Below are 25,434 nucleotides of genomic sequence, written 5' to 3'. Positions count from 1 at the left end.
TCGTAGGTCTCCCACCCATTTTGGTAGGGGTTTCGTAGATCGTCCGCGGGCGCCCACCCGAGGGATCTGTTGGGCGCCCGGCGCCAGTGGTCGGACCCACTTCGTGCTCGCGTCGAGGAAGGACGTGCAGCCGGCAACTAGCGGGTGCGAAGGTCTAGGGCCAGCACAAGCTCAAGCGCGTCATCCACGGCGCCGCGATCGTCTCGGTCCAGGTGGCCGACAAGTCGTCCCAGTCGGCTCACGTCGATCGTTCGCAACTGCTCGACGAGGACGCACGTCGCCTCGCCCGCGACGTGGACGAGGGGGCGGAAGAATCGCGGGGGAGCACTTCGGGAGGTTGGGGCTAGCAGCACCGTCGAGAGGGGGAGGTCGTCAGACTGAACGACCACGCCGAGACGCGGCCCGCGCTGCTCATGACCCACCGGCCGACGTGGACCAGGAACTTCGAAGACGTCACCACGGGTCAACAACATCGGCCCACTCCTGCATCGACTCGCGCATCGCCTCACGGTCAGCGGGGTCCGCCATCGCGAGCCTCGCGTCGTCCAGCATCGCCCGGCGGCGCCGCAGTCCCACAGCGTCGACGAGTGCCTGACGCACGGCGTCCGACGTGCTCGTGCCATCGGCGGTCAACACGTCGAGGGCACGCTCTGCTTCGCCTGAGATCCGGACATTCACGACAGCCATGATGCAATGATATGTGCTGTCACACAGATGTCATACGCCCGCTGTGGATAGCTCGGCTGCGCGGCACCGGAGCGGCTCGACCCGTCGGCGGTCAGTTCCTGCAGCGCACGCTCGGCCTCATCCGAAGATTCTGGCAATCCGCGTCGGCGCGTCCGTGACCGCTACGAAGAAGTGTGGGGGGGCCTACGAAACCGCTACGAAAAGGTGTGGGGGGCCTACGGAACCGCTACGAAAAGGCGTCGGGGGCCTACGAAACCCCTACCAAATTTGTGTTACCAGAGACCAGTGCCGTTGAGCACCGGAGGCAGCCCGGGCGCGCTGAACGGCACTGCCGGTCGCACCTCGGCCCGGTGCGCCGACCCCGCCAGGTCGTCCTCGTCCAAGGCGAGCGCGCGACCGTCGCCCGCGGGCGTCCCCGCTGAGTCGCGCTGGCCCGCAGGCTGCTGAGCGGGGGCACTGGTGCCGACGGGTCGGTCTGCCAGGGCGTCACCGATGGCCGCAAACACCTGGTCGGTCTCGATCAGGAAGCCGTCGTGGCCATATGGAGAGGTCACGTTCACCAGGCCTCGACAGGCCGGGGCTGCGGCGATGCGCTCACCTTCGGCGGGGGTGAACAGCCGGTCGCTATCGACCACGACGACGGTCAGGTCTGCCGTGATCCGGCGCAGCGCGGCCTCGACCCCGCCGCGGTCCCGGCCGATGTCGTGCCCGTTCATCACCTCGGTCAGCGTCACATAGCTGTTGGCGTCGAAGCGCCGGGCCAGCTTCTTGCCGTGGTGCTCGAGATAGGACTGCACCGCAAAGCGCCCACCCGCGGCCGGCTCCTCACCGGGCTGGGCGGTGGCGCCGAAGCGGTCCTCGAGCTCGGCAGCGCTGCGGTAGGTGGCGTGCGCGATCTGGCGGGCGACCTCCAGGCCGTGGCGCGGTCCGGGGCCGGGGTAGTAGTCCCCCCGGTGGTAGCCGGGGTCGCCCTTGATCGCGAACAGCTGCGGTGTGGCCCAACCGATCTGGTCGGCGGAGGCGATCGCGGAGGTGGCAATCGGCATACAGCGTCTGACCCTGCCTGGCAGGGTGACGGCCCACTCCAGCGCGCGCATCCCACCCATGGACCCGCCGATCACGGCGGCGAAGGTGTGGATGCCGAGCCGGTCAGCCAGGAGCGCCTCGGCGCGGACCTGGTCCCGGACGGTCAGCCGGGGGAACAAGGATCCCCACGGCCGACCGTCCGGCCCCGGCGAGGATGGGCCGGTGCTCCCGCGACATCCGCCCAGCACGTTGGGTGCGATGACGAAGTAGCGGTCGGTGTCCAGCACCCTTCCTGGGCCGATCAGCCCGGGCCACCACCCGGGCGTGGGACTGTCCGGCCCGGCGGGACCCTCCACGTGGGAGTCCCCGGTGAGCGCGTGGAGCACCAGCACGGCGTTGTCCCTGGCCTCGTTGAGCCGTCCCCACGTCTCGTAGGCCATTCGCACGCCGGGCAGGTGCTCCCCGGACTCCAGGGGCAGGTCACCGACTGGCAGCGTGTGCCGTCGGCTGCCGGGCCGGACAGTGTCTGTGGTCATCGCGCTGCTCAGAGCTCCGGTCAGAGACCCTTCGCGGCCCGGAAACCGGTCTCCAGGTCGGCGATGATGTCGTCGATGTGCTCGAGTCCGACGGCCAGGCGCACCAGGCCGGGGGTGACGCCGGCCGCTGCCAGCGCCTGCTCGTTGAGCTGACGGTGGGTGGTGGACCCGGGGTGGATCACCAGGGAGCGCACGTCGCCGATGTTGGCGACGTTGGAGTGCAGCTCGAGCGCGGAGACGAAGGCCTTGCCGGCCTCGAGGCCCCCGGCGATCTCGAAGGCCAGGACCGCGCCGGCGCCCTCCGGCAGATACTTCTGGGCCAACTCGTATGACGGGTGGCCGGGCAGTCCTGCATAGCTCACCGACTCGACCTGCTCGTGGTCGCGCAGCCAGTTGGCGACCTGCTTGGCGTTGGCCACGTGCCGCTCGACCCGCAGCGACAGGGTCTCGATGCCCTGGGCGATGAGGAAGGCGTTGAACGGGGAGATCGCCGCGCCGATGTCGCGCAGCAGGGTGACCCGTGCGCGCAGGATGTAGGACAGGTTCACCCCGCCGAAGATCTCGTTGCCGACACCGAGGTCCTTGCCGAAGGTCAGGCCGTGGTAGCCCTCGTCCGGAGTGTTGAACAGCGGGAACTTCTCGGGGTCCTTGGCGTAGTCAAAGTTGCCGCTGTCGACGACGACGCCACCGATGGCGGTGCCGTGGCCGCCGAGGTACTTGGTGGCCGAGTGGACGACCACATCGGCGCCGTGCTCGATCGGGCGGGTGAGGTAGGGCGTGGCGATGGTGTTGTCGATGATCAGCGGCACGCCGACCTCGTGCGCCACGTCGGCCACCGCGCGGATGTCCAGCACCAGGCCGCTGGGGTTGGCGATGCTCTCACCGAAGAAGGCCTTCGTGCGCTCGTTGGCCGCGGCACGCCAGGACTCGGGGTCGGTCGGGTCCTCCACGAAGGTGACCTCGATGCCGAGGCGCGGCAGGGTCTGGGCGAACAGGTTCTGGGTGCCGCCGTAGAGGCTGGGGGAGGCGACCAGGTGGTCGCCGGCCTGCGCGACGTTGAGGATCGAGAAGGTCGACGCCGCCTGACCGCTGGCCAGCAGCAGCGCGCCGACGCCGCCCTCGAGGTCGGCGAGGCGGGCCTCCACGACCTCCTGGGTCGGGTTGCCGATGCGGGTGTAGATGGGGCCGAGATCCTCGAGGTTGAACCGGGCGGCGGCAACATCAGCGTTGTCGAAGACGAACGAGGTGGTCTGATAGATCGGCAGGGCGCGGGCGCCGGTGGCGGCGTCCGGGGTCTGACCGGCGTGGATCTGGCGGGTGGCAAAGGACCAGGACATGGTGTGCTCCAAGAGGTTTCGGGATGGGACTGTCGGTGGTGCGCCGGGGGCGCGGCAGGTGTGGCGCGCAGTGGGCGGCGCCGCCTGCGGGGGCAGGGCGGTGGGGCGCAGGGGGTCGCGCCGGCTGAGTCGCGCAGACTCGGCCCGGGGGCGGGCGTGGCTGTCTGAGGTGGCGGACTCAGCGGTTGGGCATTCGGCAACAGGTCACAGCAGCGCTCCTTCGTGCGTTACTGGGCCCACCGGTCGACGGGCCCGCGCTTGCGGATCGTGGCTCCGGTGCCACGTCCGCCCGGTCATCACCCGGGGCACCCCACCGCGAGAGGAGGGTTGCCGCCCAACGAACCGGGGCTTGGCGTTGGGACTCTTGACCTGAGGTATTTGTAGCAGACCGAATCACCGAGGTCAATTCGGTGAACAGGGCACGTGAGCGACGACATACGAAGAATATGCGATCGCCGATCGGGTCGGTGCAAGGATTCTGAGGTGGAACGCCTGCGGTGGCGCCGACTGGGTAGCGTCTGGGCATGGGAACCGAGCCCGCACCCGATGGACGCTCAGACCTCGTCCGCGCCTTCGACGGCTGGCCCAAGGCGGTGCGGGTCGTCATCTTCGCGCTCGCGGTGTCGTTCGCTCTCGTGATGCTGATCAGCTATGTCGCGCGGGAGAGCATGGGGATGGCGATCGTGTGGGCGGTCGTCGCGCTGGTCTGGAGCATGATCGGGGTGGTCCGGCTGGGAGAGGCGGACCGCTATGCCCGCAGGGCCCGGCAGGCAGGCGGGTCGCAGGGCTGACGTCCGCCCTGACGCACGAGATGACGGCCGGTGACGACGTCTCGCGTCGTCACCGGCCGTCGGGCAACCGTCTGCCAAGTCCCCGTGGCAGCGGTGAGTTCGTCACCTCAGGGGGTCATCTTTTCTCAGGGTTCGAGGTCCTCGTCGTCACTGCTCCTGCGCAGGAGGGCGGCCAGGCCGACCAGCACCAGCAGGACGCCCAGGGCGACCAGGGTCAGCGGACCGACGTTGCTCCAGTCCAGCACCACGTCGGTCAGCTCGACGAACAGTGCGCCTCCGGCGATCGCCAGGCACACCAGCCCGAGGGCAACCGTGCCCCAGGACGGTCCGGTGGGCCGGGAGAGCTGCTTTGGTGTCGGCTCCTGGCTGGTGTGCAGACCCGTGGTCTGGTCATCCAGTTCTGGGCCAAGCCCTGTCTCAGTGGTGTCCGTCCAGCTGTTCTCGTGCCAGTTGCTGCTCATCGCCCGTCGCCTTCCACCAGGATCTGACCGAAGCCCACGCGGGCCTCGACCTCTAGCTCGACCGGGCCGTCGCCGACCACGATCGCTTCATTGACATTGATTCCACCGAACTCGGGTCTGCCGTCGCCGGGGACGACGCTGCCCATGCCGACGCCGGCCTCGATCCGCACCGTGACGTCTTCCGGCACCAGGATCGTGAGGTTGCCGAAGGAGACGCTGGCCTCGATCGGCTCGGTGAACTCCTCAGCGCTGACCCGGCGCAGGTCGAGGGTGCCGGTCCCGGCGCCGACCCGGTAGGGACCGGGGTCGTCGGACGACGGACCGAGGTTCCACGTGGCGTCACCGACCCGTCCCGAGACGACGAACTGCTCGCCGATCGGGAGTGCTCCCGCCGTCGCCAGCAGGGCCACCACCGCCAGGAACCCGGGGAACCCGGAGGTCCGGCCCACCAGCCCGAGGATCAGCACCACCAGGCCGAGTGCGCCGAGGGCGCCGACCAGACCGATCACGACGGGGTTGACCGACCAGGAGTACTCAGCGGCGGCCCACGCCAACCCGCCGCCCGCCGTCAGCGCCAGGCCCATGCCGAGCAGGGTGCCGGCGACGCCGGCCGAGCGACGGCTCGGGCGCCGCGGCGCAGGCGGCGGCTTGGGGGCCTGCTCCCGCCGGTGCCAGGTGCCGCCTTCTGAGGGGCTGCCCAGGGGCGCGACCCCGCCGTGCCCGGCCCAGGCGGTGGCCCCGCCGCTGGTGGCCGCTGCCGGGGTGCCCGCGAAACCGTCGCCCGCGCTGGCAGCCTCACCTGCGCCGGCACTGTCACCCGGGGCCTGGGTGGCACCGGCAAACGGCGGTGCCGGGTGCTGCGACTGTGTCTCCATCGCGAAGCGCTGGCCATAGAAGCCCGGCTGCTCACGCTTGGACCACTCGCTCCAGAGCCACCAGGCGCCCAGACCCAAGATCACGAGGCTGACCAGTCCCCAGCCGAACGTGCCTCCGCGGTCCCACAGCCAGCCCCCGCCGAACCACCCGAAGGAGCCGAACATGGCCAGCACTGCGACGACCAGCAGGACGATCGACTCGGCGCGTCCGTCGCGCAGGCCTGCCTCGATGTGAGTCTCCTCCTGCTGGTTCGGGATGAGCAGCCAGGCCACCAGATAGATCAGGACCCCCACTCCCATGCCCAGGCTCAGCAGCACGAAGAGCGCGCGGATCACCAGCGCGTCGACCCCGAGGCGCTCGGCGAGGCCGGAGCACACACCTGCGATCCAGTTGTCGTCGGAGCGGCGCAGGTCCACGCGACGCAGCCCGGCGAAGAAGTTGTCCGCGCCCTGCGAGCCGGGGTGCCCGCCATACTTTCCCCCGTGGGGTGGTGTCTGTGTCATGACTCAACTGTCCCGCCCAACCCGCCTCTGCCGCTATGAGGGTCGACCCTGACTGGACCCTGAGAGCACCCCGAGTGACGGGGTTCGCGGCGCGGTCGTGGGGGAGGATGTGGGAGTGACCAGTCCACGCGTGCCACGTCAACCGACGGGGAGTGCCCCGCACCGGCAGCGGCCCCCGTTGCGACGAGTGGCTGACGGCCGGGTGGTGGCGGGCGTATGCCGTGGCCTGGCGGACCACCTGGGGCTGCACCCGTTGGCGCTGCGGGTCGGTTTCATCGGCCTGACCGCTGTCGGTGGCGTCGGTGCCCTGGTCTATGCGTTCCTGTGGGCGACGATCCCCGCCGACGGCCTGCCTGCGAGCGGTGGCGGGGTGGGGCCAGCCGAGTCCGGACGTCCGCGCGGCCGGCTGCTCCCGCCGGATCCCGGCACGCTGCTGATCCTGGCGGGCGGCCTGGCGATCCTGCTCGGCGGCCTGGCTCTCGTGCAGGCGCAGGGCCTCAACCTGCGCCTGGACATCACGATCCCGGTGCTGGTGCTGACTACGGGCGCGGTCTTTGTCTGGTCCCAGCTGGACACCGGCGGGCGCGACCGGCTCCTGGCCCACCACGGAGCCACCCGGCAGCAGGCGCTCGGCAGGTTGGTGGTCGGCATTGGCTTGGCCGTCGCTGGTCTGGTGGCACTGGGCGCGCAGGGGAGCAGCCTGGCTGACCTGCGCGACGTCGGCGTGGCGGTGGTGCTGGCGGTGGTCGGTGTGGGGCTGCTGGCAGCGCCCTATCTGACGCGTCTGTGGCGCGAGCTGCGTGAGGAGCAGTCCGCTCGCGTGCGCGAGACCGAACGCGCGGACATCGCTGCGCACCTGCACGACTCGGTGCTGCAGACACTGGCCCTGATCCAGCGTCGGGCGGACGACCCGGTGCAGGTCTCCCGGCTCGCCCGGGCCCAGGAGCGGGAGCTGCGCAGCTGGCTGTATGCCGGACCCGTCGGTCAGGCGGCCACCCTTGCCGGGGCAGTCGCTGCTGTGGGGCACGAGGTCGAGGACCTGCACGGCGTGCCGGTCGAGGTGATCGTGACCGGCGACCGCCCGCTGGATGCGGACGGCCAGGCGCTGGTCAACGCGCTGCGGGAGGCCATGGTCAACGCGGTGCGGCACGGAGCCCCGCCGGTGTCGGCCTATGTCGAGGTCGGCGCCAGCTCGGTCGAGGCCTTCGTCCGCGACCACGGAGCTGGCTTCGACCTGGACGAGGTCCAGACAGACCGGCTCGGTGTGCGCGAGTCGATCATGGGCCGGATGCAGCGCCACGGCGGCACGGCACGAGTGCGTCGGCTCGAGCAGGGGACCGAGGTCAGCCTCGAGCTGCCGTTGCCCCGCGAGCTGCCGCTGTCCCCCGAGCAGTCTCCGCAGGAGTTCCCACAGAGACCGCCCGAACAGTCCACCGAGTCACGAGGAGCCGAGTCATGACCGGTCAGAGCACCGCCACCCCCATCCGCCTGGTCCTGGTCGACGACCACCGGATGTTTCGCTCCGGCGTGCGCGCCGAGCTGGACGAGGTCTCCGGCGACCGGCTCGAGATCGTGGGCGAGGCGGGGACCGTCGATGCGGCCGTGACCGTCATCCGCGAGCAGCGCCCGGACGTGGTCCTGCTCGACGTGCACCTGCCCGGCGGCAACGGTCGAGGCGGCAGCGACGTGATCACCGGCTGTGCCGGGGTGACGACCGAGTCCGGTGCGCCCGTCCGCTTCCTCGCGCTGTCCGTCTCCGATGCGGCCGAGGATGTGATCGCGGTGATCCGGGCGGGTGCTCGCGGCTATGTCACCAAGACGATCAGCGGCCCTGAGCTGGGTGGCGCCATCGTGCGCGTGGCTGACGGCGACGCCGTGTTCAGCCCAAGACTCGCCGGGTTCGTGCTCGATGCGTTTGGCGCCGCAGCCGGGGAGATCGCCGAGGTGGACGAGGAGCTGGACCGGCTCAGCGCGCGCGAGCGTGAGGTGATGCGCTTGATCGCGCGTGGCTATCAGTACAAGGAGGTGGCCAAGGAGCTGTTCATCTCGGTCAAGACCGTGGAGACACACGTCTCCTCTGTGCTGCGCAAGCTCCAGCTCTCCTCGCGCCACGAGCTCACGGCCTGGGCGATGGGGCGCCGCCTGCTGTGATCCTGCGCATTTTGGGGGTAGTTCGGACCGGGGCGGCTGCGCATTTGTGGGGTGGCTCGGACGGGGGCGGCTGCGCGCGAGTCCCACGAGCCGAAACTGACCATCCGTTTGGCTGCCATGGCAAGCATTAGGGAGGTCGAAACGGTGGCGGTTGAGCTGGCTGCGGTGTGTCGGCTGCTTGCAAGCCTCACGAGCTGAGATGGACCTCCCGTTTGTCGGCCATGGCAAGCATTAGGGCGGTCGAAACGGTGTTTTGTCGAAACGGTGGCGGTTGAGCTGGCTGCGGTGGGCTGGCGGCGTGCGAGCCCCGCGAGCGGAGACCGACCTCCTGTTTGTCGGCCATGGCAAGCAATAGGGCGGTCGAAACGGTGTTTTGTCGAAACGGCGGAGGCGGGCTGGCTGCGGTGTGTCGGCTGCGTGCAAGCCTCACGAGCCGAGATGGACCTCCTGTTTGTCGGCCATGGCAAGCAATAGGGCGGTCGAAACGGTGGCGGTTGAAACGGGGGGTCGAACGGCGCGTGCGGGGCGGAGGTGAGCGAGGTCCAGACGCGGCTAGCGGGCAGGTGGTCGCTGCAGCAGCGCCAGGGCCGCGCCGACGACCAGGATCGCGCCGGACAGCAGGAGGCCGGTGCCCAGGTCCGCCGTCGCATCGGAGACCCAGCCGGTCAGGGTCGGCCCGACCGTCTGGCCGAGACCGAAGGCGATCGTGGCAAAGGCGATGCCGGCGGTCCAGTGCGCCTGCGGCAGGGTCTCGCGCACCGAGATGCTCACGGCCGTCACCACCGCGAGGAAACTCCCGCCGACGATGGCTCCCGACAGATAGGCCGCCACCGCTCCGTCCAGCAGCACGGGCAGCACGGTCCCGACGGCCAGGACCGTCATCACGACGACCATGCCGCGGGAGCCGCCGAGCCGCCCCAGGACCGGCCCCCAGGCCAGTCCCGAGACCGCTGCGGCCGTCCCGAGGACCGCCCAGAACCCGGCGATTACCGGACCGCTCATGCCGTGCTCGGTCAGATAGGCACTGATGAAGGTCAGATAGGCGATGTAGCCCAGGCCGAAGCAGGTGTACGCGAGCACCGGCCAGCCGATCAGTCGGCGGTCCCAGCTGCGGGCGTGCTGTTCCGGCGGGGCGGGGTCACCGACCCGTCGGGCTGCGAGGACGGCGGCCACCGTGGCCACCGCGGCGACGGCCCCCAGCGCGAGCCAGCCCTGTCGCCAGCCCGCACCGGCCGTGCGGTCGAGGATCCACGGGACCAGCAGCCCCGCCGCCACGATGCCCGCGCCAGCACCGCCGAAATAGACCCCGAGCAGCATCGCCGCTCGGCCGCGCGACCCGCGGTGGCTCGCCTCGGCCACCAGCGCGGCGCCGATCACGAAGGCCAGGGCGCCACCCAGCCCGGCGACGAAACGGATGGTGAGGAGCACGGCATACTGGCTGGTCACAGCGGTGAGGCCGATCGCCAGGGTGGTGACCGCAGTGCCGGCCAGGAAGGCCCGCCGGGACCCGATCGACCGGGCCAGCGGCGTGGCTACGAGCGCGCCGACCAGATAGCCGGCGGCGTTGGTCGTGTTCAGCGCGCCCGCCGCGGAGTAGGACCAGCCGAGGTCCTCGCTCATCGCTGGCAGCAGCAGCGCGTAGGCAAACCGGGCCAGGCCGAGCGCGACGAGCGGCCCAGCGGCCAGCCCGAGGGCGAGCAGCAGCCGGCCGTGACCGTCCGACGCATCCGACTCCACGGATCCCGGCTCAGACAGTCGGGGTGTCGAAGTAGCTCCGCCGCTGCCGTGCCCGACCGTCCCCGTCGTAGTCGATGAAGTCCGCAAAGCCGACCTGCACCTGGGAGCCGTCCTTCAGCCGCCCGGTGAAGACACCGCGCACGGACACCGAGGCCCCGTCGACGAGGAGCTGGTCGAGCTGGTGGCTGCCCGACTCGATGACCCGCTCACCCCCATAGAAGGCGGCGATCGCCGGCTGGCCGTGCATCGGTCCATAGCCCGGCCGGTGATAGACGCAGTCGTCGGCGAACCAGTCGAGGACGCCCTGGACATCGCCGGCGTCGACCGCCCGATAGTAGCGGTGCGTGACCTCGACCAGGTCCATCACTGGCCGTTCGTGGCGCCGGCCAACCGCTCGGCTGCCCGGTCGCGGGCGGCCTGTTCGGGCGTGATGCCACGCCTGTCGGCCTCCGCCAGGATGTCCTGCACGCGGTCGCCGATCCGCTCGAGCGCGGCCGTGAGGGTGTCCTCGTCCCAACCGACCACCCCGGCATGCACCTGTATGACGCCACCCGCGTTGGCGACAAAGTCCGGCACGACGGTGATCCCGGCCGCGCGCAGCGCCTCGCCTGCCTCGGCGGAGTCGAGCGTGTCGTTGGCTGCTCCGGCGACGACGCGGGCACGGACCCGGCTGGCGTTGTCGGTGGTGAGCACCCGCGCGACAGCACACGGGGCGAAGACGTCGCACTCGGCATACGGCGCATCGTCGGGGTCGATCACGGTCGCGCCCAGCTCGTCGGCCAGTGCCTGCGCACGGTCACCGTCGATGTCGGCGACCGAGACGATCGCCCCGTCCGCGGCGGCGAACCTGGCCAGGTTGGCCCCGACCTGACCGGTGCCCTGGACTACGACGCGGACACCCTTCATGTCCCGGTGGAGCGCGTGCCGCACCCCGGCGCGCATCGCGGCATAGACCCCTCGCGCGGTGTAGGGCCCCGGGTCCACCTCGTCGCAGAACGCCCGACCGCCGCGCTCCTCGATGACCCGCATGTCGCCCGGTGTGGTGCCCATGTCGACGCCGGGGATGTAGGCGCCGTTCGTCCGGGCGACGAACTCGCCGAAGGCCAGCAGGGCCGACCGACGCTCGTCACCGTCGAGCGCCGTGGGGGAGTCCGCGAGGATGACCGACTTGGCACCGCCATAAGGCAGGTCCGCCAGGGCGTGCTTGAGCGTCATCGCCGCGGCCAGCCGCTGCGCCTCGATGACGGCCGCCTCGGGGGAGGCATAGGGGCGCCAGCGGGTGCCGCCGAAGCCGGGACCCAGCGTGGTGTTGTCGATGGCGATGACGGCGCGCAGGCCGGTCGCCTCGTCGTGGCAGGTGATGACCTGTTCGGAGGCGAAGAAGTTGGGAGCCACGCTGCTCCCAGTGTCGTTGTTGCTCATGATGGCAGTCCACCACAACGCTCCACGGCCCGGCCACCGGGTCCGGTCCCCGGCGCTCTGGTGCGAGGATCGGGGCATGGTCCGGTCCGCGTTCGCTGTCGTCGCCCCGCTGCTGCTCGTCATTGCCGGGTGTGCCGTCGAGGAGGACCCAGGTCCGGCCGAGAGCACCGGCGCGGCGACGTCCGGCGCTGCTGACAAGACGACCTCCGACGGTGCCACGGTGGACGGCGCGGCTGCCGACAACACCGTCGTGACCACGTCGCCGCCGGACGGTCCGGCCGCGGCTGGAGTGTCGGCATACGGCCTGGCACTGCTGGCCACGCCTGCTGAGGCGACCCACCTGACCGTCACCGACTATGACGCCATCCGGGCGCGACTCGGCGTGCCCGACCTGACGTCAGAGGACTTGATGACCGACCGGCTCGAGTTCTGGCGCGCGGCCGAGGCGTCGAGCGTGCTGCTCACCGACGGGCTGCTGCGGGAGGAGAACAGCCGCTATGACCTGACCTATGACTTCACCCAGGACGACGTGGACGCAGAGGTGCGGTGGACCGGGCCGGACGGCAGTGGCCTCCTGCTCGCGCTGCGGCCCGACCTGGACCTCGACCTCGTGCAGGCAGCCATCGACGACGACGCGCCCGGGCTGGCGGAGGCGACGCTCGACCGGGCAACCTCCACGGTGCTGCAGGGCGCCGGCGCCGAGGGGGTGTGGGCGACCAGCAGCCACAGTGCCACGGCGCGGGTGGGTGACGTCGCGGCCGAGAGCCTGATCGTGCGCAACGGGTGCGTGCCGTTCGTCGATGCGCTGGGGGTCGACGCGACGGTCGATGACCAGGACGAGCTGCTCGCCGCCCACGACGTCGAGGGACTGCTCGAGGTGGACGCGGTGGCCATTGCCTTCACCGGCCAGCGGGCCACGGTCCGGCTGGCCTACCCGGTCGGCACGGACCGGGCGGCGATCGAGGGGGACCTGGCGGCTCGTCTGGCGCTCGCCGAGGACTGGCCGACCACCGAGACCATCGGCTTCTCCGACGGGTTCGACCGCGGGTCCGTGGCGGGGGTCGACCTGGAGATCGGCGAGGTGCAGTATGCCGTCACGAACCCGGTCGCCGCAGCCAACCTGGCCCTGGCCGACCTGGTGCCGCTCGGGGTCTGCACCGACGTCGAGCTGCTGGCCGAACCGACCGGACTCTGAGGGCGTCTCACCTCAGGTCGACGGCCCACCCTCCGGCGAGCGTGGCCCGGTCGAAGCGCGCCAGCCCCTCATAGTCCAGCGTCCAGAGCTGGTCGCCGATCACGATCGTGCGGCTCGGCCCCTCGCCCCAGTAGTCGTCCCGGCCGGGGGTGACGCTGATCCTGCCGTCCTCGGTCAGCGCCTGGTCGACGTCCAGCACGACCACCCCGCCGAAAGACTCCTGCTTGGTCTCGGCCCAGCGCGACATCGGCAGGAAGACCTGGTCGGTGGCGGGCCAGTAGGTGAACGCCCGGTGGTCCCACTCGACGGGCGAGTAGCCGTCCTCCCACGTCATCACGTGCGTCTGCTTCGGCGCGCCCAGGTCGCTGATGTCGAAGAGCGACACCTGCAGGCCCTTGGTCTCGCCGGTCTCGGGGTCCGCGTCCTGCCCGACACCCAGCAGCGTGTCCTCGTCGATGGGGTGCAGGTATGCCGAGTAGCCGGGGATCTTGAGCTCACCGGTGACACGGGGTCCCGTGGGGTCGCTGGTGTCGATGAGATAGAGCGGGTCCGTCTGCCGGAAGGTGACGATGGCGGCCAGGTCGGGGGACAGGTAGCGCACGGCCCGCACCTGCTCGGTCAGGCCGAGCCCGTCGACGCGGCCGGTCTCGGCCAGGGTGTCGCCGTCCTCGCGGAGCATGACGAGAGACGACTCCGAGTCCTGCGAGGCGGCGCGGGGGTCGGTGGTGGTGGCGACACGGATCACGCCGTCCTCCTCGTCGAGGGCCCACTGGCTCAGCAGATAGCCGTCGACCGTGCCGGAGGCTCGGTAGGTCGTGCCACTCGGATCGCTGATGTCGAAGGAGTGCAGGTCGGTCTTGGCGGTGCTGCCATCACCCCACTCCGAGATGTCGCCGCCGGTCCAGCGCCACGGGTCCCAGCGGTTGGTGGCCACGATCAACCGGTCGGTGCTGGCATAGACGGTGCTCCCACTGGCGACCAGTCCGGCACCTGAGGTGGGCTCCGGTGTGCCAGAGCCGATGTCGAAGCTCAGGACAGACATCGTCGACAGCCCGGCGGGGTCGCGCGGTCGGGAGATGTCGCCGCAGTCGAGCAGCGGTTGGGTGGACCGGGTCGTGCCGTCGGCGTTGAGCACCTGAACGTGGGGGATCCAGTCATCGATCTCGGTGTCGCGGATCAGCTGCCGGTTGGCCTCCTCGGCCTCCTCCTCCGAACTGAGCCGCCCGTCCTTCGGCCAGGTCTGCTCCACGGACGGTGGTTCGCTGACCATCACCATGCGGACGGTGTCGCCGACCATCCGGGCCGACTGATAGGTCCCCTCAATGCGGGCCGACCCGAGGGTGCGCGGGTCCGCCGGGTCGCTGAGGTCGACCGTGGTGACGACCGTGCGCGAGCCCTGGAAAGCCAACTGACGCCCGTCATCGGCGGGGATCCAGTTGCTCCACTCAGAGGACAGGACGACGAGGGTTGAGCCGTGCAGCAGGAGCTCGCCGGGATAGACCTGGTCCTGTCGGCCGGGCAGACGGACGGTGCTGATCACCTCTTCGGTGGCGACGTCCACAACCTGCACTCTGCCGGTGATCGTGGTGACGATGATGCGGCCGTCGGTCTTGACGATGTCGGCCTCGTCCACGCCCTCCTCCTGCACATTGGTGGAGGAGTGCTCGGGTGACGGGCTGCCGCCGGAGTCCTGGCTCGCGACGCCAGAGGACGCAGCATCCTCGCCGTCGTCGAGCCAGCCACCCTCATAGGAACCGCCGCCGATGCCATAGGGTCCGACCTGCTCCAGTGCGTTGGCCTGATAGTAGGTGAGCAGCTGCTCGCACCCGGAGAAGCGCTCGATCAGCGATGCGGGCAGAGCCGTGATCGCGGCGGAGGCGGCAGTGTCGTTCCGCGATGTCGCAGTAGTCGAGCCCGAGGGTGGTGAGCCCGCCGGAGCCCGCGTGCCGGGTGGCTCCGAGCACGCGGCCAGGCCGGACAGCAGCGTGATGCTGAGCAGCGCGGGAAGAGTCGAGCTGGGGAGCGGCGAACGAGGCATCGTGGCCTCCGGTGCGAGTCGGGCTGACGGCAGTGTCTGCGCTGTGACGCAGCCCACGCGGCGTCGGTTCCACCCCGAGTCGCTGTATGACGGGGCGAACGGACGGGTGCTTCGGTGGGCACGGGAGGTGGGGGGGCCGGGGCTACGGGTTGGTGTGCTGTGCGGCTACGGGTCGGTGGGGCGCGCCGAGGGCTCGGTGATCTCGGTGACGACCTCCACCGTGGGATAGACCGGCTGCCACATCAGGTCCTGGATGTCCTGGATCGGGTTGGCCAGGCTCACCGTGGCCAGGCCCTCCTCCTCGGCAGCCTCCACAACCCGGACTGCGACGGCCGCAGAGACGGCGCGCAGCTCGCGCATGGTCGGCAGGATCGAGGCGCCCAGCCGCTTGGCGGAGGTCATCTCGGCGACGGCGCGTGAGGCGGCGGCGATCATGTGGTCGCTCACCTTCGTCGCGCGGCAGGCGACGACACCGAGCCCGATGCCGGGGAAGACCAGGGCGTTGTTGGCCTGGGCGATGTCAAAGGTCGTGCCGCCAAACTCGACGGAGCCGAACGGAGAGCCGGTCGCGATCAGCGCCTTCCCGTCGGTCCAGGCGAGCAGGTCGGCGGGGACCGCCTCGGCCTTGGCGGTCGGGTTGGACAGCGGCATGATGATCGGGCGCTCGCACCCGGTGGCCATGTCGCGCACGATGGCCTCGGTGAACGAGCCGGCCTGCGCCGAGGTGCCGATCAGGATGGTGGGCTGCACGTTGCGCACGACGTCGGCCAGGTCATAACGGCCCGGCTCGGCGGTGGTCCACCCGGCCAGCTCGTCGGACGGTCGGGCATAGCGCTCCTGGAAGGGACGCATGGGGCCGGCCGTGTGCAGCAGGCCCCGGCTCCCCAGCCCCCAGAAGAGTCGCGCGGCCTCGTCCTCCGGCAGACCCTCCTGGACCATCACGTCACGCATCAGGTCGGCGATGCCGATCCCGGCCGTGCCCGCACCGTGGATGACGACGCGCTGGTCGCTCAGCTGCTCGCCCTTGGCGCGCACGGCCGCGATCGCCGCGGCGGCCACCACGGCGGCGGTGCCCTGGATGTCGTCGTTGAAGGAGACGTGCTCCTCGCGATAGGTGTCCAGGATGCGGTGGGCGTTGTTGGCGCCGAAGTCCTCCCAGTGCAGCAGTGCCCGGGGGAAGTGCCGCTTGACGGCCGCGACGAAGGTCGCGATGAACTCGTCATACCGCTCCCCGCGGACCCGGGCGTGACGGGCCCCGAGATAGGCGGGGTCGTTGAGGAGCGCGAGGTTGTCGGTGCCGACATCGAGCACGATCGGGACCGCGCGCAGCGGGTGCACCCCGGCGGCGGTGGTGTAGACGGCGAGTTTGCCCACCGCGATGCGGATGCCGCCGACGCCTTGGTCGCCGATGCCCAGGATGCCCTCGGAGTCGGTGACCACCAGCAGGTCGATGTCCTCGGGGCCGGCACCGTGGGAGGCCAGGGCCTCGTCGATGTCGCCCGGGTTGTCGATCGCCAGATAGATGCCGCGCGCCCGGTCGAAGGTGGAGCTGAACCGCTCGATCGCCTCGCCCACGGTCGGGGTGTAGATGATGGGCAGCATCTCGTCCAGGTGCTCGGCCACCAGGCGGTAGTAGAGGATCTCGTTGAGGTCCTGGAGCTGGTTGAGATAGACATACTTGCTCAGCGCGTCGGGCTGCCGGTCGAACTGCCGATAAACCCTCTTGAGCTGCTCGTTCATCGAGTTCACGGCCGGTGGCAGCAGCCCCTGCAGACCGAGGGCGCGGCGCTGCTCCAGCGTGTAGGCGGGGCCGAAGTTGAGCATCGGCCGGGCGAGGACCTGCCGTCCGCGCACGGCGATCTGGACGGTCTCGACGCCGCCCTCGGTGCGGAACTGAAACTGACGCGCCATAGCGGAACGATAGTGCACCCGCCCCCGCGGATCCGTCAGCCGAGCAGGTCCAGCTCACCGCGCAGGTCGTGCACGGCAACACGTCGGTAGCGCATTGGTCTCCGAGTGGCCACACTCGGCGGTGACGTCAGCGGCTTGGTGTCGTCGCCTGTCCAGAACGCACTGCGTCGGCGCCGCTGACCCCAGGCCGAAATCGCGCGGACTCCAAGGAGTGAGCACGGCGCTCGGGCTGGTGCGCCAAGCGCCAAGAGTTGTCATCGGCCACGTCCCTCAGCACCTCGAGCATCGCCCGGGCCTTCAGTGAGTGACTCGGAGTCACCAGCCCCAGCACCGCCCCTCCGCCGCCCTGGGTCCGGACCGGCAATGCCAGGCAAGACCATCCCAACCTGACCTGCTCGTGTTCCAGGGCGTAGCCATCCTGTGCCGCTCGGTCTAGTTGCTCGTGCAGAAGGCGGGGGTGGGTCACCGTCGCCGCCGTGATCCGGGGCACACCGCGTGCCAGCAGTGCCTCCGCTGTCTCGGGCCGAAAGGCCAGCAGCACGCGGCCCAGTGCTGTGGTCAGGATCGCAGGATCGCAGACCTGGCGAGGCCAGGTGCCGGCTGCGGACTCGAGCCCCCGGGCATACAGCGCGCCGATCAACGACACCTGTAGGGGGTCGGACGTGTCAACCATCCACACGTAGGGGGCGTTGGTCCGGCGCTGGAGCTCCGCCAACCGTGGGGTGGCGCTCACCCGCACGTCACGCCGTTCCGTCAGCCGTGAGGAGAGCGTGTAGATAGCCGAGCCGACTGCGTAGCCGTCCGGACTGCGAGTCAACGCGCCCCGCACCGCCAGGTCCTCGGCGATCCGCCGTGCCGTCGCCTTGGGCAGGCCGGTCCTCCGCGTCAGTTCGGCCAGGCTGACCGGATCGTCCCCGTCGCTCACCGCGCTCAGAAGGAGCAACACGCGTCCGAGCACGGTGCGGTCATCCATCGGCGTCTCTCTTCGCGGCGACTCTTATCCGAGTGTGTCACTCAGCGGTACGTCTCGCTAGACCCTGCCGGGCACACTCGCCGAGACTTGCCGACACGACCAGGAGCGCCGAGACGATCCAGTCGCACGAGAAAGGGGTCCGCCATGAACTCGACGAGTTCCGGGGCGGCCGTGATCGCGGTCATCCTGATGGTGGCCGGTTGCGGCGACGGCGGGACCGCTTCCCCCACGGTGGCACCGGCCGCCGACAGCACGCTGACGTCGGCGGCGGACGCCACCGTGGCCCCGCCTCCGGACAGCACGGCGACGACATCCACCGGTCATGCCGGGCCGGGTGAACCCTGGTTCAATGACCGCATCGAGGTGGCAGAGGGCCGTCTGCTCAAGGCCACCTGCTATGGCACCGGTTCACCTGCAGTCATCTACCTGCATGGGATGATCCAGCCGACCGACTCGGTCTCGTGGGCGCACGCCCCAGAAATGCAGCAACGCATCGGCACCCAGACGACCTACTGCGAGTACGAGCGCACCAACGTCGGCCGAAGCAGCGGGCAAGAGGGCCCCATCCCGGTGTCCGAGACCGTCACGGACCTGCACGCACTGGTCGAAGAGTTGGGGTTAGAGACTCCCGTCGTCCTCCTCGGTGGGTCGTTCGGAGGCTTGGTCGCCTACACCTATGCAGGGACCTATCCCGACGACGTCGCTGGCGTCGTGCTGCTGGATCCGACGCTGCAGGACGAGCTTGCGTTGGACCAGCTCCTGCCTGAGGAGTGGAGGCTCCCCGAGGATGCCTGGAAGGACTCGAAAGAGCAGATCGACCACTACGGCGCCTACGACATCGCGCAGTCCGCCCTCGACGGCATCCCCGACGTCCCCGGCACCATCTTCGTCACCGAGGTCCTAGGGGGGCCGCCCGGAGAGGACGGCGATGAGCTCCGCCAGGCCATCCGCGACCAGCAGCAGGCTTTGATCGGGCGTTTCGATCCATCCCAGACGATCACCATGGATGTCCCGCACACCATGATGTCGGTCATCCCCGAGGAGATCGCCGCCGCAGTGCTCGAGATCGTCGCCGCGGCACCGTGACCTGTCCGCGGACACCGACGGAATCCGAGAGGGCACAACGGTGACGACACTGACTCCAGCGCCAACCGCTCACCACCCGTTGCCGGCTCGTTCGAAAACCGACGTTCCGGACCCGCCACGACCACACTAGAAAGGCACTCCCGGTCACGCGGCGCTCGCTGGCGAAGCGCGCGGTGACGACGGGGGAGAGTGGCCGGTCCTCGTCGAGCCTGACCCAACTCGGTGGTGACGGCCATGCGAGACGATCCCAGGTCGGGCTGCGGTTCAGCGATCGGCGAGTTCCGAGGGCACGTCTCAGCTCGGCTCGGCGTCCCAGGGGTAGCCACGAGCGATGAAGGCCTCCCGGACCGCGCCCTTGCCGCCCTCGACATCACCGCGGAAGAGGGTGCGGCCCTGTTCGGTCTCCAGCACGAGATCGCTCCCGTCGCGGTAGACGGTGGCCACCTGCGCGCGCCGGATGGTGCGCACCTGCCCCTTCTGGTCGACCCGGATCTGGTCGCTCCCGACGTGCAGCACGGGGGACTGGTGGATGATCACCGCGGCGAAGACGAGACCAGCGATGATCCCGAGGACTGCCAGAAGCCAGCCGACCCATGGGTGGTCGGCCGAGGCGATGAGCCGCAGTGGACCCTGGAAGGGCACCCAGTCCAGCCCGGTCGCGGACTCGGCGACGGGGCGGATGGCGAGCCCCAGCAGCAGCCCGACTGCGGCACAGACGCCGACGACCCAGGCCTTGCCGGTGCGGTCGAACCCAAGACGGGTGACCTCACCGGGCCCCAGGTGATCAGGCGAGGGACCTGGTGAGGAAGCGGGCGGCATACGGATCGATCAGAGGTGGATCATGTGGCCGGCGACGCCGTGCAGCGCCTCCATGACCGCCTCGCCCAGGGTCGGGTGCGCGAAGACGACGCGGGAGAGCTCGTCGGCGGTCAGGTCCCAGGTCTGCGCGGCATTGAGGACCGGCAGCAGCTCGGTGACGTCCGGGCCGATGAGGTGGGCGCCGATGATCTCGTGGTGCTCGGCGTCCGCGACGATCTTGACGAAGCCGACCGCGTCGCCGAGGCCCTGGGCCTTACCGTTGGCGGAGAACGGGAACTTCGACGTCTTGACGTCGTAGCCCTTCTCCTTGGCCTGCTCCTCGCTGTATCCCATGGAGGCGATCTGCGGGTGGCAGTAGGTCGCGCGCGGGATGAAGTCGAAGTCGATCTCCTGGGTGTCCGCGCCGGCGATGGTCTCGGCGGCGACGATCCCCATGAACGAGGCGGTGTGCGCCAGCATCAGCTTGGCGGTGACGTCACCGATCGCATAGACGTTGTCGATGTTGGTGCGACCGCGGCCGTCGACCGCGATGGCGCCGCGCTCGGTGGTCTCGACCCCGATCGTCTCCAGCCCGTAGCCCTCCAGGCGGGGGGCGAAGCCGATCGCGGACAGCAGCCGGTCGGCCTCGATCACCTGAGAGTCGCCTCCGTCGGCGGGGCTGACCGTCACCTTCACGCCGCTGCCGGTGTCCTCGACGGACTCGACCTTGGTCTTGAGCATCACCTTGACGCCGAGCTTCTTGTAGTGCTTGAGCAGCTCCTTGGACACGTCGACGTCCTCGGTGGGGACCATCCGGTCCAGGAACTCCACGATGGTGACGTCGACGCCGAAGTTGGCCATGACGTAGGCGAACTCGACGCCGATGGCGCCGGAGCCGGCGATGACGATCGAGCCGGGGAGGTTCTCGTCGAGGATCTGCTCCTCATAGGTCACCACGTTGTCGCTGACCTCCACGCCCGGGATCATCCGGGTGGTGGCGCCGGTGGCCAGGATCAGGTGGTCGAAGGTGAGCTCCTGGCTGCCGCCGTCGCCCAGCTCGACGTTCATCGAGGTGCTGGAGGTCAGGGTCCCCCACCCGTCGACCTCGGTGATCTTGTTCTTCTTCATCAGGAAGTGCACGCCCTTGACGATGCCCGCGGACACCTGGCGGCTGCGCTTGTGCGTCGGGCCGTAGGACATCGTGGCGTCACCCTCGATGCCGAACTTCTCCTTGTCGTGCGCCAGCGTGTGCGCCAGCTCAGCGTTCTTGATCAGCGCCTTGGAGGGGATGCAGCCGACGTTGAGACAGACCCCGCCCCAGTACTGCTTCTCCACGACGGCGACCGTCTTCCCGAGCTGGGACGCGCGGATCGCCGCGACATACCCACCGGGACCAGCACCGAGAACAACGACGTCAAAGTGATCGGCCATGTCGACAAGTATGCCGTCCGCTCACCGATTCGTCAGGCGCACCCCGGTGAGCCGGGCGCCAGGGCCGCCCCCAGCAGGGTCGGCGTGGTGGAACCGGTGGCTTGATTGGACTTAATCCAGAAAGCAGGTAAACTGGACTTAGTCCAGAGAAGGCCCGTAGAGGGTGTTGGCAGACTGTGTTGAGAGGGGATGAGGGCGTGAGCGTGGTCCACGACAGACTCGATCCCGCGTCGCGCCTGCGTGCCGCCGGCCTGCGGGTCACGCGGCCCCGCCTGATGGTCCTCGAGGTCCTCGCGGACCACCCGCACGTCTCGGCCGACCACGTCCGCGCCCTGCTCGATGAGGTGGAGGACCACACGGTCTCCCGCCAGGCGGTCTATGACGTGCTCCACGCGTTGACCGATGCCGGCCTCGTGCGCAGCATGCTGGTGGGCACGCGAGCGCTCTATGAGCTGGACCTGCTGGACAACCACCATCACCTGCTGTGTCGTCAGTGCGGCGCCCTGGCCGACGTGCCCTGCGCCGTGGGGCACGCCCCGTGCCTCCAGCCGTCCGACACCCAGGGCTTCACCGTGCAGACCGCGGATGTGACCTACTCCGGGCTCTGCGCGACCTGCAGCACGACCACCTGAACCACAAGCAACCACCACCCTGCACCACCGCCACCACAAGAGGAGAAGGCATGACTGAGCACTCGACATACTCCGGGGGGACCCATGAGAGCGGCGCGCCGCGGGAGTCCGACAGCCACTCGCTGAGCCTGGGGTCCAACGGCCCGCTGATGCTGCACGACGTTGCGCTCGTCGAGAAGCTGGCGCGCTTCGACCGCGAGCGCATCCCGGAGCGCAGCCCGCACGCCAAGGGCTCCGGCGCCTTCGGTGAGTTCGTGGTGACGGAGGACGTCAGCAGGTTCACCAAGGCCTCCTTCCTGCAACCGGGCGCCAAGACCCGGATGCTGGCCCGCTTCTCCACCGTCGCCGGTGAGCTCGGCTCGCCCGACACCTGGCGCGACGTGCGCGGCTTCGCGCTGAAGTTCTACACCGACGAGGGCAACTTCGACATGGTCGGCAACAACACCCCGATCTTCTTCGTCCGTGACCCGATGAAGTTCCCTGACTTCATCCACTCCCAGAAGCGCACCCCCGACTCGGGCCTGCGCAGCGGCAACATGCAGTGGGACTTCTGGACGCTGTCGCCGGAGTCGGCCCACCAAGTGGCCTACCTGATGGGTCCCCGGGGCCTGCCGCGCAGCTGGCGCGAGATGAACGGCTACTCCTCACACGCCTACATGTGGGTCAACGAGGAGGGCGAGAAGTTCTGGGTGATGTATCACTTCCTGTCCGACCAGGGCGTGCACAACATGTCCAACGAGGACGCGACCACCCTGGCCGGTGTGGACGGTGACTTCCACCGCCGCGACCTGTTCGACGCGATCGAGAACGAGGAGTTCCCCAGCTGGCGGCTCGAGGTGCAGATCATGCCCTACGAGGAGGCCAAGGACTACCGCTTCAACCCGTTCGACCTGACCAAGACCTGGTCCAAGAAGGACTACCCGCGGATCCCGGTCGGTCGGTTCACGCTCAACGAGAACCCGACCAACCACTACGCCGAGATCGAGCAGGCGGCGTTCAGCCCGTCGAACACCGTGCCGGGCACCGGCCTGTCCCCGGACAAGATGCTGCTGGGTCGCGTGTTCTCCTACCCGGACGCCCAGCGCAACCGGCTCGGCACCAACTTCAGCCAGCTGCCGGTGAACGCGCCAAAGTCGAAGGTCAACTCCTATGACAAGGAGGGTGCGATGCAGTTCCACCACAGCGGCAACGCGCCCGTCTATGCGCCCAACTCCTACGGCCGGCCCTACGCCGACCAGCAGAGTGTCAGCGACAGCGGGTGGGAGGCCGACGGCTCGCTCGTGCGGGCGGCCTACACGCTGCACCCGGAGGACGACGACTTCGGGCAGGCGCACACCCTGGTCCGTGAGGTCTACACCGAGGAGGAGCGACAGGGGCTGGTCCAGACCGTCGTCGGCAGCCTCACCGGTGTCGTGGAGCCGGTGCTCTCCCGGGTCTTCGCCTACTGGACCAAGATCGACGCCGAGGTCGGTGCGCACATCGAGCACGCCTACTACATGGGGCTCGACGAGCAGGTTCCGGGCAACGACCCCCAGGACGACGAGATCGCGTCCTGACGGTTGAACCGTCCGGACCTTCTGGAGCTGAACGCAGAGCATTCGCCGAAAGCTCGTGACTGACGAAGACCCTCCCGCTGCGTGCGGGAGGGTCTTTGCGCTCTGGCGCCCCGTCATACAGGGTCTGTGACCCGCATCACACATCATTTCCCTTGACAGGACGCTGGTCCATGAGGGCATGGTGTGCATATGCATTACGGCCTCGTACTTATTATGACAGGGCGCGTCACCCGGTAGCCACTTACCGAGACGCGTCCTACCTCCGCTTGCCCACCCGGGCCGGGGGTTTTTTTAATGCCCTAACCAGCCCACCACCTCCAGGAAAGAAGCCACGGGAAGCCATGACCGCTCAGCCCGCCACCACCGCGACCGGCCACCAGCCGGCGCCCTCCAGCACGACGACCGGCTCCGAGGCGCTGGTAGACGCGCTGCTGCGAGTGGGGACCGAGCACATCTTCGGGCTCCCGGGGGGAGCGGTGCTGCCGCTCTACGACACGCTCTACCAGCGTCCCGAGCTGCGCCACATCCTGGTCCGGCACGAGCAGGGCGCCGGCCACGCCGCCCAGGGGTATGCCGCCGCGACGGGCAAGGTCGGTGTCTGCCTGGCGACCAGTGGTCCGGGTGCCACCAACCTGGTGACGCCCCTCGCCGACGCCAACATGGACTCGGTCCCGATGGTCGCGATCACCGGCAACGTCCCCAGCACCGCGATGGGCTCGGACGCCTTCCAGGAAGCTGACATCCGCTCGATCACGATGCCGGTCACCAAGCACAGCTTCCTGGTGACCGACCCGGCCCTGATCGGCCCGACCGTGGCCAGCGCCTTCCGCCTGGCGGCCAGCGGCCGACCTGGCCCCGTGCTGGTCGACATCAGCAAGGATGCGCTGGTCGCCGAGACCACGCGCCTGACCGACAGCGACCTGCGGCTCCCGGGCTACAAGCCCGTGCTCGATGCCGCTCCTGAGGCGATCCGTGACGCGGTCTCGCTGATGCTGTCGTCGCGTCGCCCGGTGCTCTATGTCGGTGGCGGCACGATCCGGGCCGGCGCGCACCGCGAGCTGCAGACGCTGGCCGAGCTGACGGGCATGCCCGTGGTCACCACGCTGATGGCGCGCGGGGCCTTCCCGGACAGCCACCCGCAGCACCTGGGGATGCCCGGGATGCACGGCACGGTCGCGGCGGTGGCCGCCCTGCAGAAGTCCGACCTGATCATCAGCCTGGGTGCGCGTTTCGACGACCGGGTCACTGGGGTGCGCGAGTCGTTCGCCCCGCACGCGCGGGTGATCCACGCCGACATCGACCCCGCCGAGATCGGCAAGGTGCGCGCGGCGGAGGTGGCGCTCGTCGGTGACTGCCGGCCTACGATCGCCGCGCTGGCGGCGGAGTTCCGCTCGCGGGTCGAGGGTGGCACGGTCCCCGACTATGCCGCGTGGGTCGCGTTCTGCGAGGCCACCCGGGCGCGCTATCCGCTGTCGTATGACGCGGCACCCGGGGGTGAGGCCGCTCCCCAGCAGGTGATCCAGCGGATCGGTGCGATCTCCGGTCCGGAGACGGTCTACACCTCGGGCGTCGGGCAGCACCAGATGTGGGCGGCGCACTACCTCGGCTTCGAGCGTCCGCGCACCTGGATCAACTCCGGTGGGCTCGGGACGATGGGCTTTGCGGTGCCGGCGGCGATGGGTGCCAAGGTCGGCCGGCCGGACGCCACGGTCTGGGCGATCGATGGCGACGGCTGCTTCCAGATGACCAACCAGGAGCTGGCCACCTGCTCGGTGGAGGGCATCCCGATCAAGGTCGCCATCATCAATAACGGGGCCCTCGGCATGGTCCGCCAGTGGCAGTCGCTCTTCTACAACGAGCGCTACAGCCACACCGGGTTGCGCGGCACGCCGACCGATCCGGCCAGCCGGACCCCGGTCCAGGTGCCCGACTTCGTCATGCTGGCACGCGCCTATGGCTGTGAGGCCCTGCGCTGCGACGACCCGGCCGACATCGATCGCACGATCGAGGCCGCGATGGAGATCAACGACGTGCCGGTCGTCGTGGACTTCCGGGTCCACCAGGACGCCATGGTCTGGCCAATGGTCGCCTCCGGCACCAGCAACGACGACATCAAGCACGCCCGCGACCTGGCCCCGCAGTTCGAGGAGGACGACTGATGAGCACCCACGCCGGCCTCTTGATTAGCTGAGTCCGGGTGAGGGCCGGACATCCGAGATCTGCCGACAGCGTCGTCGGCCAACAGCACCGCCCACAGGGGCACCCACACCGCGCGACCACCGCGCAC

At 69.6% G+C, this 25,434-nt stretch carries 22 protein-coding genes and 1 riboswitch; of the genes, 8 read left to right on the top strand and 14 right to left on the bottom strand.

What is annotated here, in order from left to right; translation table 11 throughout:
- Positions 1–137 precede the first annotated feature (137 nt).
- The 4 genes from NF557_RS15335 to NF557_RS15320 all read right to left on the bottom strand — a co-directional run bounded on the left by NF557_RS15335 (position 138) and on the right by NF557_RS15320 (position 3,586).
- The gene (locus NF557_RS15335) at positions 138–473 is read right to left on the bottom strand and encodes a type II toxin-antitoxin system PemK/MazF family toxin (RefSeq protein WP_252620531.1); all 336 of its coding nucleotides are present in this window, start codon (positions 471–473) and stop codon (positions 138–140) included.
- The gene (locus tag NF557_RS15330) at positions 454–687 is read right to left on the bottom strand and encodes a hypothetical protein (protein ID WP_252620530.1); all 234 of its coding nucleotides are present in this window, start codon (positions 685–687) and stop codon (positions 454–456) included. Before NF557_RS15330 ends, NF557_RS15335 begins: the two co-directional genes overlap by 20 nt.
- 272 nt (positions 688–959) lie before the next feature.
- A complete protein-coding gene (metX, locus tag NF557_RS15325; protein ID WP_252620528.1) occupies positions 960–2,249 on the bottom strand; it encodes a homoserine O-acetyltransferase MetX in 1,290 nt (429 codons plus the stop codon).
- Positions 2,250–2,269: 20 nt separating this feature from the next.
- A complete protein-coding gene (locus NF557_RS15320) occupies positions 2,270–3,586 on the bottom strand; it encodes a bifunctional o-acetylhomoserine/o-acetylserine sulfhydrylase (RefSeq protein WP_252620527.1) in 1,317 nt (438 codons plus the stop codon).
- 249 nt (positions 3,587–3,835) lie between these two features.
- Positions 3,836–3,956, bottom strand: a riboswitch (SAM riboswitch).
- Between the two features lie 154 nt (positions 3,957–4,110).
- Here NF557_RS15320 and NF557_RS15315 point away from each other — a divergent pair.
- Positions 4,111–4,377: a hypothetical protein gene (locus tag NF557_RS15315; RefSeq protein WP_252620526.1), complete on the top strand. Its 267-nt coding sequence runs from the start codon at positions 4,111–4,113 to the stop codon at positions 4,375–4,377.
- A 125-nt stretch (positions 4,378–4,502) separates the two neighbouring features.
- On the opposite strand, the gene NF557_RS15310 is transcribed toward NF557_RS15315, so the two are convergent.
- Together NF557_RS15310 and NF557_RS15305 are read right to left on the bottom strand one after the other, a co-directional pair.
- The gene (locus NF557_RS15310; RefSeq protein ID WP_252620524.1) at positions 4,503–4,838 is read right to left on the bottom strand and encodes a hypothetical protein; all 336 of its coding nucleotides are present in this window, start codon (positions 4,836–4,838) and stop codon (positions 4,503–4,505) included.
- The gene (locus NF557_RS15305) at positions 4,835–6,217 is read right to left on the bottom strand and encodes a PspC domain-containing protein (protein ID WP_252620522.1); all 1,383 of its coding nucleotides are present in this window, start codon (positions 6,215–6,217) and stop codon (positions 4,835–4,837) included. The genes NF557_RS15310 and NF557_RS15305 overlap by 4 nt, the downstream gene beginning before the upstream one ends.
- 115 nt (positions 6,218–6,332) lie before the next feature.
- On the opposite strand from NF557_RS15305, the gene NF557_RS15300 reads away from it, so the two are divergent.
- Both NF557_RS15300 and NF557_RS15295 read left to right on the top strand, forming a co-directional pair.
- Complete coding sequence (locus NF557_RS15300) at positions 6,333–7,676, top strand: ATP-binding protein (protein ID WP_252620520.1); 1,344 nt, start codon at positions 6,333–6,335, stop codon at positions 7,674–7,676.
- The gene (locus NF557_RS15295; RefSeq protein WP_252620518.1) at positions 7,673–8,368 is read left to right on the top strand and encodes a LuxR C-terminal-related transcriptional regulator; all 696 of its coding nucleotides are present in this window, start codon (positions 7,673–7,675) and stop codon (positions 8,366–8,368) included. Before NF557_RS15300 ends, NF557_RS15295 begins: the two co-directional genes overlap by 4 nt.
- A gap of 552 nt (positions 8,369–8,920) precedes the next feature.
- Here NF557_RS15295 and NF557_RS15290 read toward each other — a convergent pair.
- From NF557_RS15290 to NF557_RS15280, 3 genes are read right to left on the bottom strand one after another with little or no spacing between them, the layout of a single operon-like run.
- Positions 8,921–10,105 carry a YbfB/YjiJ family MFS transporter gene (locus NF557_RS15290; RefSeq protein ID WP_252620517.1) on the bottom strand — a complete coding sequence of 395 codons (1,185 nt, stop codon included), beginning with the start codon at positions 10,103–10,105 and terminating at the stop codon, positions 8,921–8,923.
- A gap of 10 nt (positions 10,106–10,115) precedes the next feature.
- Complete coding sequence (locus NF557_RS15285; RefSeq protein WP_252624241.1) at positions 10,116–10,469, bottom strand: nuclear transport factor 2 family protein; 354 nt, start codon at positions 10,467–10,469, stop codon at positions 10,116–10,118.
- A complete protein-coding gene (locus NF557_RS15280) occupies positions 10,469–11,527 on the bottom strand; it encodes a Glu/Leu/Phe/Val family dehydrogenase (protein WP_252620515.1) in 1,059 nt (352 codons plus the stop codon). The genes NF557_RS15285 and NF557_RS15280 overlap by 1 nt, the downstream gene beginning before the upstream one ends.
- A 76-nt stretch (positions 11,528–11,603) precedes the next feature.
- Between NF557_RS15280 and NF557_RS15275 the strand changes: the two genes are divergently transcribed.
- Positions 11,604–12,722 carry a hypothetical protein gene (locus NF557_RS15275; RefSeq protein ID WP_252620513.1) on the top strand — a complete coding sequence of 373 codons (1,119 nt, stop codon included), beginning with the start codon at positions 11,604–11,606 and terminating at the stop codon, positions 12,720–12,722.
- 7 nt (positions 12,723–12,729) lie between these two features.
- Here NF557_RS15275 and NF557_RS15270 read toward each other — a convergent pair whose 3' ends face one another.
- The 3 genes from NF557_RS15270 to NF557_RS15260 all read right to left on the bottom strand — a co-directional run bounded on the left by NF557_RS15270 (position 12,730) and on the right by NF557_RS15260 (position 17,644).
- Positions 12,730–14,760 carry a beta-propeller domain-containing protein gene (locus tag NF557_RS15270; RefSeq protein ID WP_252620511.1) on the bottom strand — a complete coding sequence of 677 codons (2,031 nt, stop codon included), beginning with the start codon at positions 14,758–14,760 and terminating at the stop codon, positions 12,730–12,732.
- Positions 14,761–14,925: 165 nt separating this feature from the next.
- The gene (locus NF557_RS15265; RefSeq protein ID WP_252620509.1) at positions 14,926–16,671 is read right to left on the bottom strand and encodes an NAD-dependent malic enzyme; all 1,746 of its coding nucleotides are present in this window, start codon (positions 16,669–16,671) and stop codon (positions 14,926–14,928) included.
- Positions 16,672–16,798: 127 nt separating this feature from the next.
- Positions 16,799–17,644, bottom strand: a complete 846-nt coding sequence (locus NF557_RS15260; RefSeq protein ID WP_252620508.1) for an IclR family transcriptional regulator — start codon at positions 17,642–17,644, stop codon at positions 16,799–16,801.
- Between the two features lie 144 nt (positions 17,645–17,788).
- Between NF557_RS15260 and NF557_RS15255 the strand changes: the two genes are divergently transcribed.
- Positions 17,789–18,730 carry an alpha/beta fold hydrolase gene (locus tag NF557_RS15255; protein WP_252620506.1) on the top strand — a complete coding sequence of 314 codons (942 nt, stop codon included), beginning with the start codon at positions 17,789–17,791 and terminating at the stop codon, positions 18,728–18,730.
- A 294-nt stretch (positions 18,731–19,024) separates the two neighbouring features.
- Here NF557_RS15255 and NF557_RS15250 read toward each other — a convergent pair whose 3' ends face one another.
- A complete protein-coding gene (locus NF557_RS15250; protein ID WP_252620504.1) occupies positions 19,025–19,549 on the bottom strand; it encodes a YqeB family protein in 525 nt (174 codons plus the stop codon).
- 9 nt (positions 19,550–19,558) lie between these two features.
- Positions 19,559–20,959: a dihydrolipoyl dehydrogenase gene (lpdA, locus tag NF557_RS15245; RefSeq protein WP_252620503.1), complete on the bottom strand. Its 1,401-nt coding sequence runs from the start codon at positions 20,957–20,959 to the stop codon at positions 19,559–19,561.
- 197 nt (positions 20,960–21,156) lie between these two features.
- On the opposite strand from lpdA, the gene NF557_RS15240 reads away from it, so the two are divergent.
- From NF557_RS15240 to NF557_RS15230, 3 genes are all read left to right on the top strand, one after another.
- A complete protein-coding gene (locus tag NF557_RS15240) occupies positions 21,157–21,591 on the top strand; it encodes a Fur family transcriptional regulator (RefSeq protein ID WP_252620501.1) in 435 nt (144 codons plus the stop codon).
- Positions 21,592–21,641: 50 nt separating this feature from the next.
- Positions 21,642–23,147, top strand: a complete 1,506-nt coding sequence (locus NF557_RS15235) for a catalase (RefSeq protein ID WP_252620500.1) — start codon at positions 21,642–21,644, stop codon at positions 23,145–23,147.
- Positions 23,148–23,488: 341 nt separating this feature from the next.
- A complete protein-coding gene (locus NF557_RS15230) occupies positions 23,489–25,306 on the top strand; it encodes an acetolactate synthase large subunit (RefSeq protein WP_252620498.1) in 1,818 nt (605 codons plus the stop codon).
- Positions 25,307–25,434 lie beyond the last annotated feature (128 nt).

Origin of the sequence: Ornithinimicrobium cryptoxanthini, from assembly GCF_023923205.1 — a bacterium.
GTDB lineage: Bacteria > Actinomycetota > Actinomycetes > Actinomycetales > Dermatophilaceae > Ornithinicoccus > Ornithinicoccus cryptoxanthini.
The sequence above is the reverse complement of the archived record's forward strand: the minus strand, read 5'-3'. Positions and strand labels throughout refer to the sequence as shown.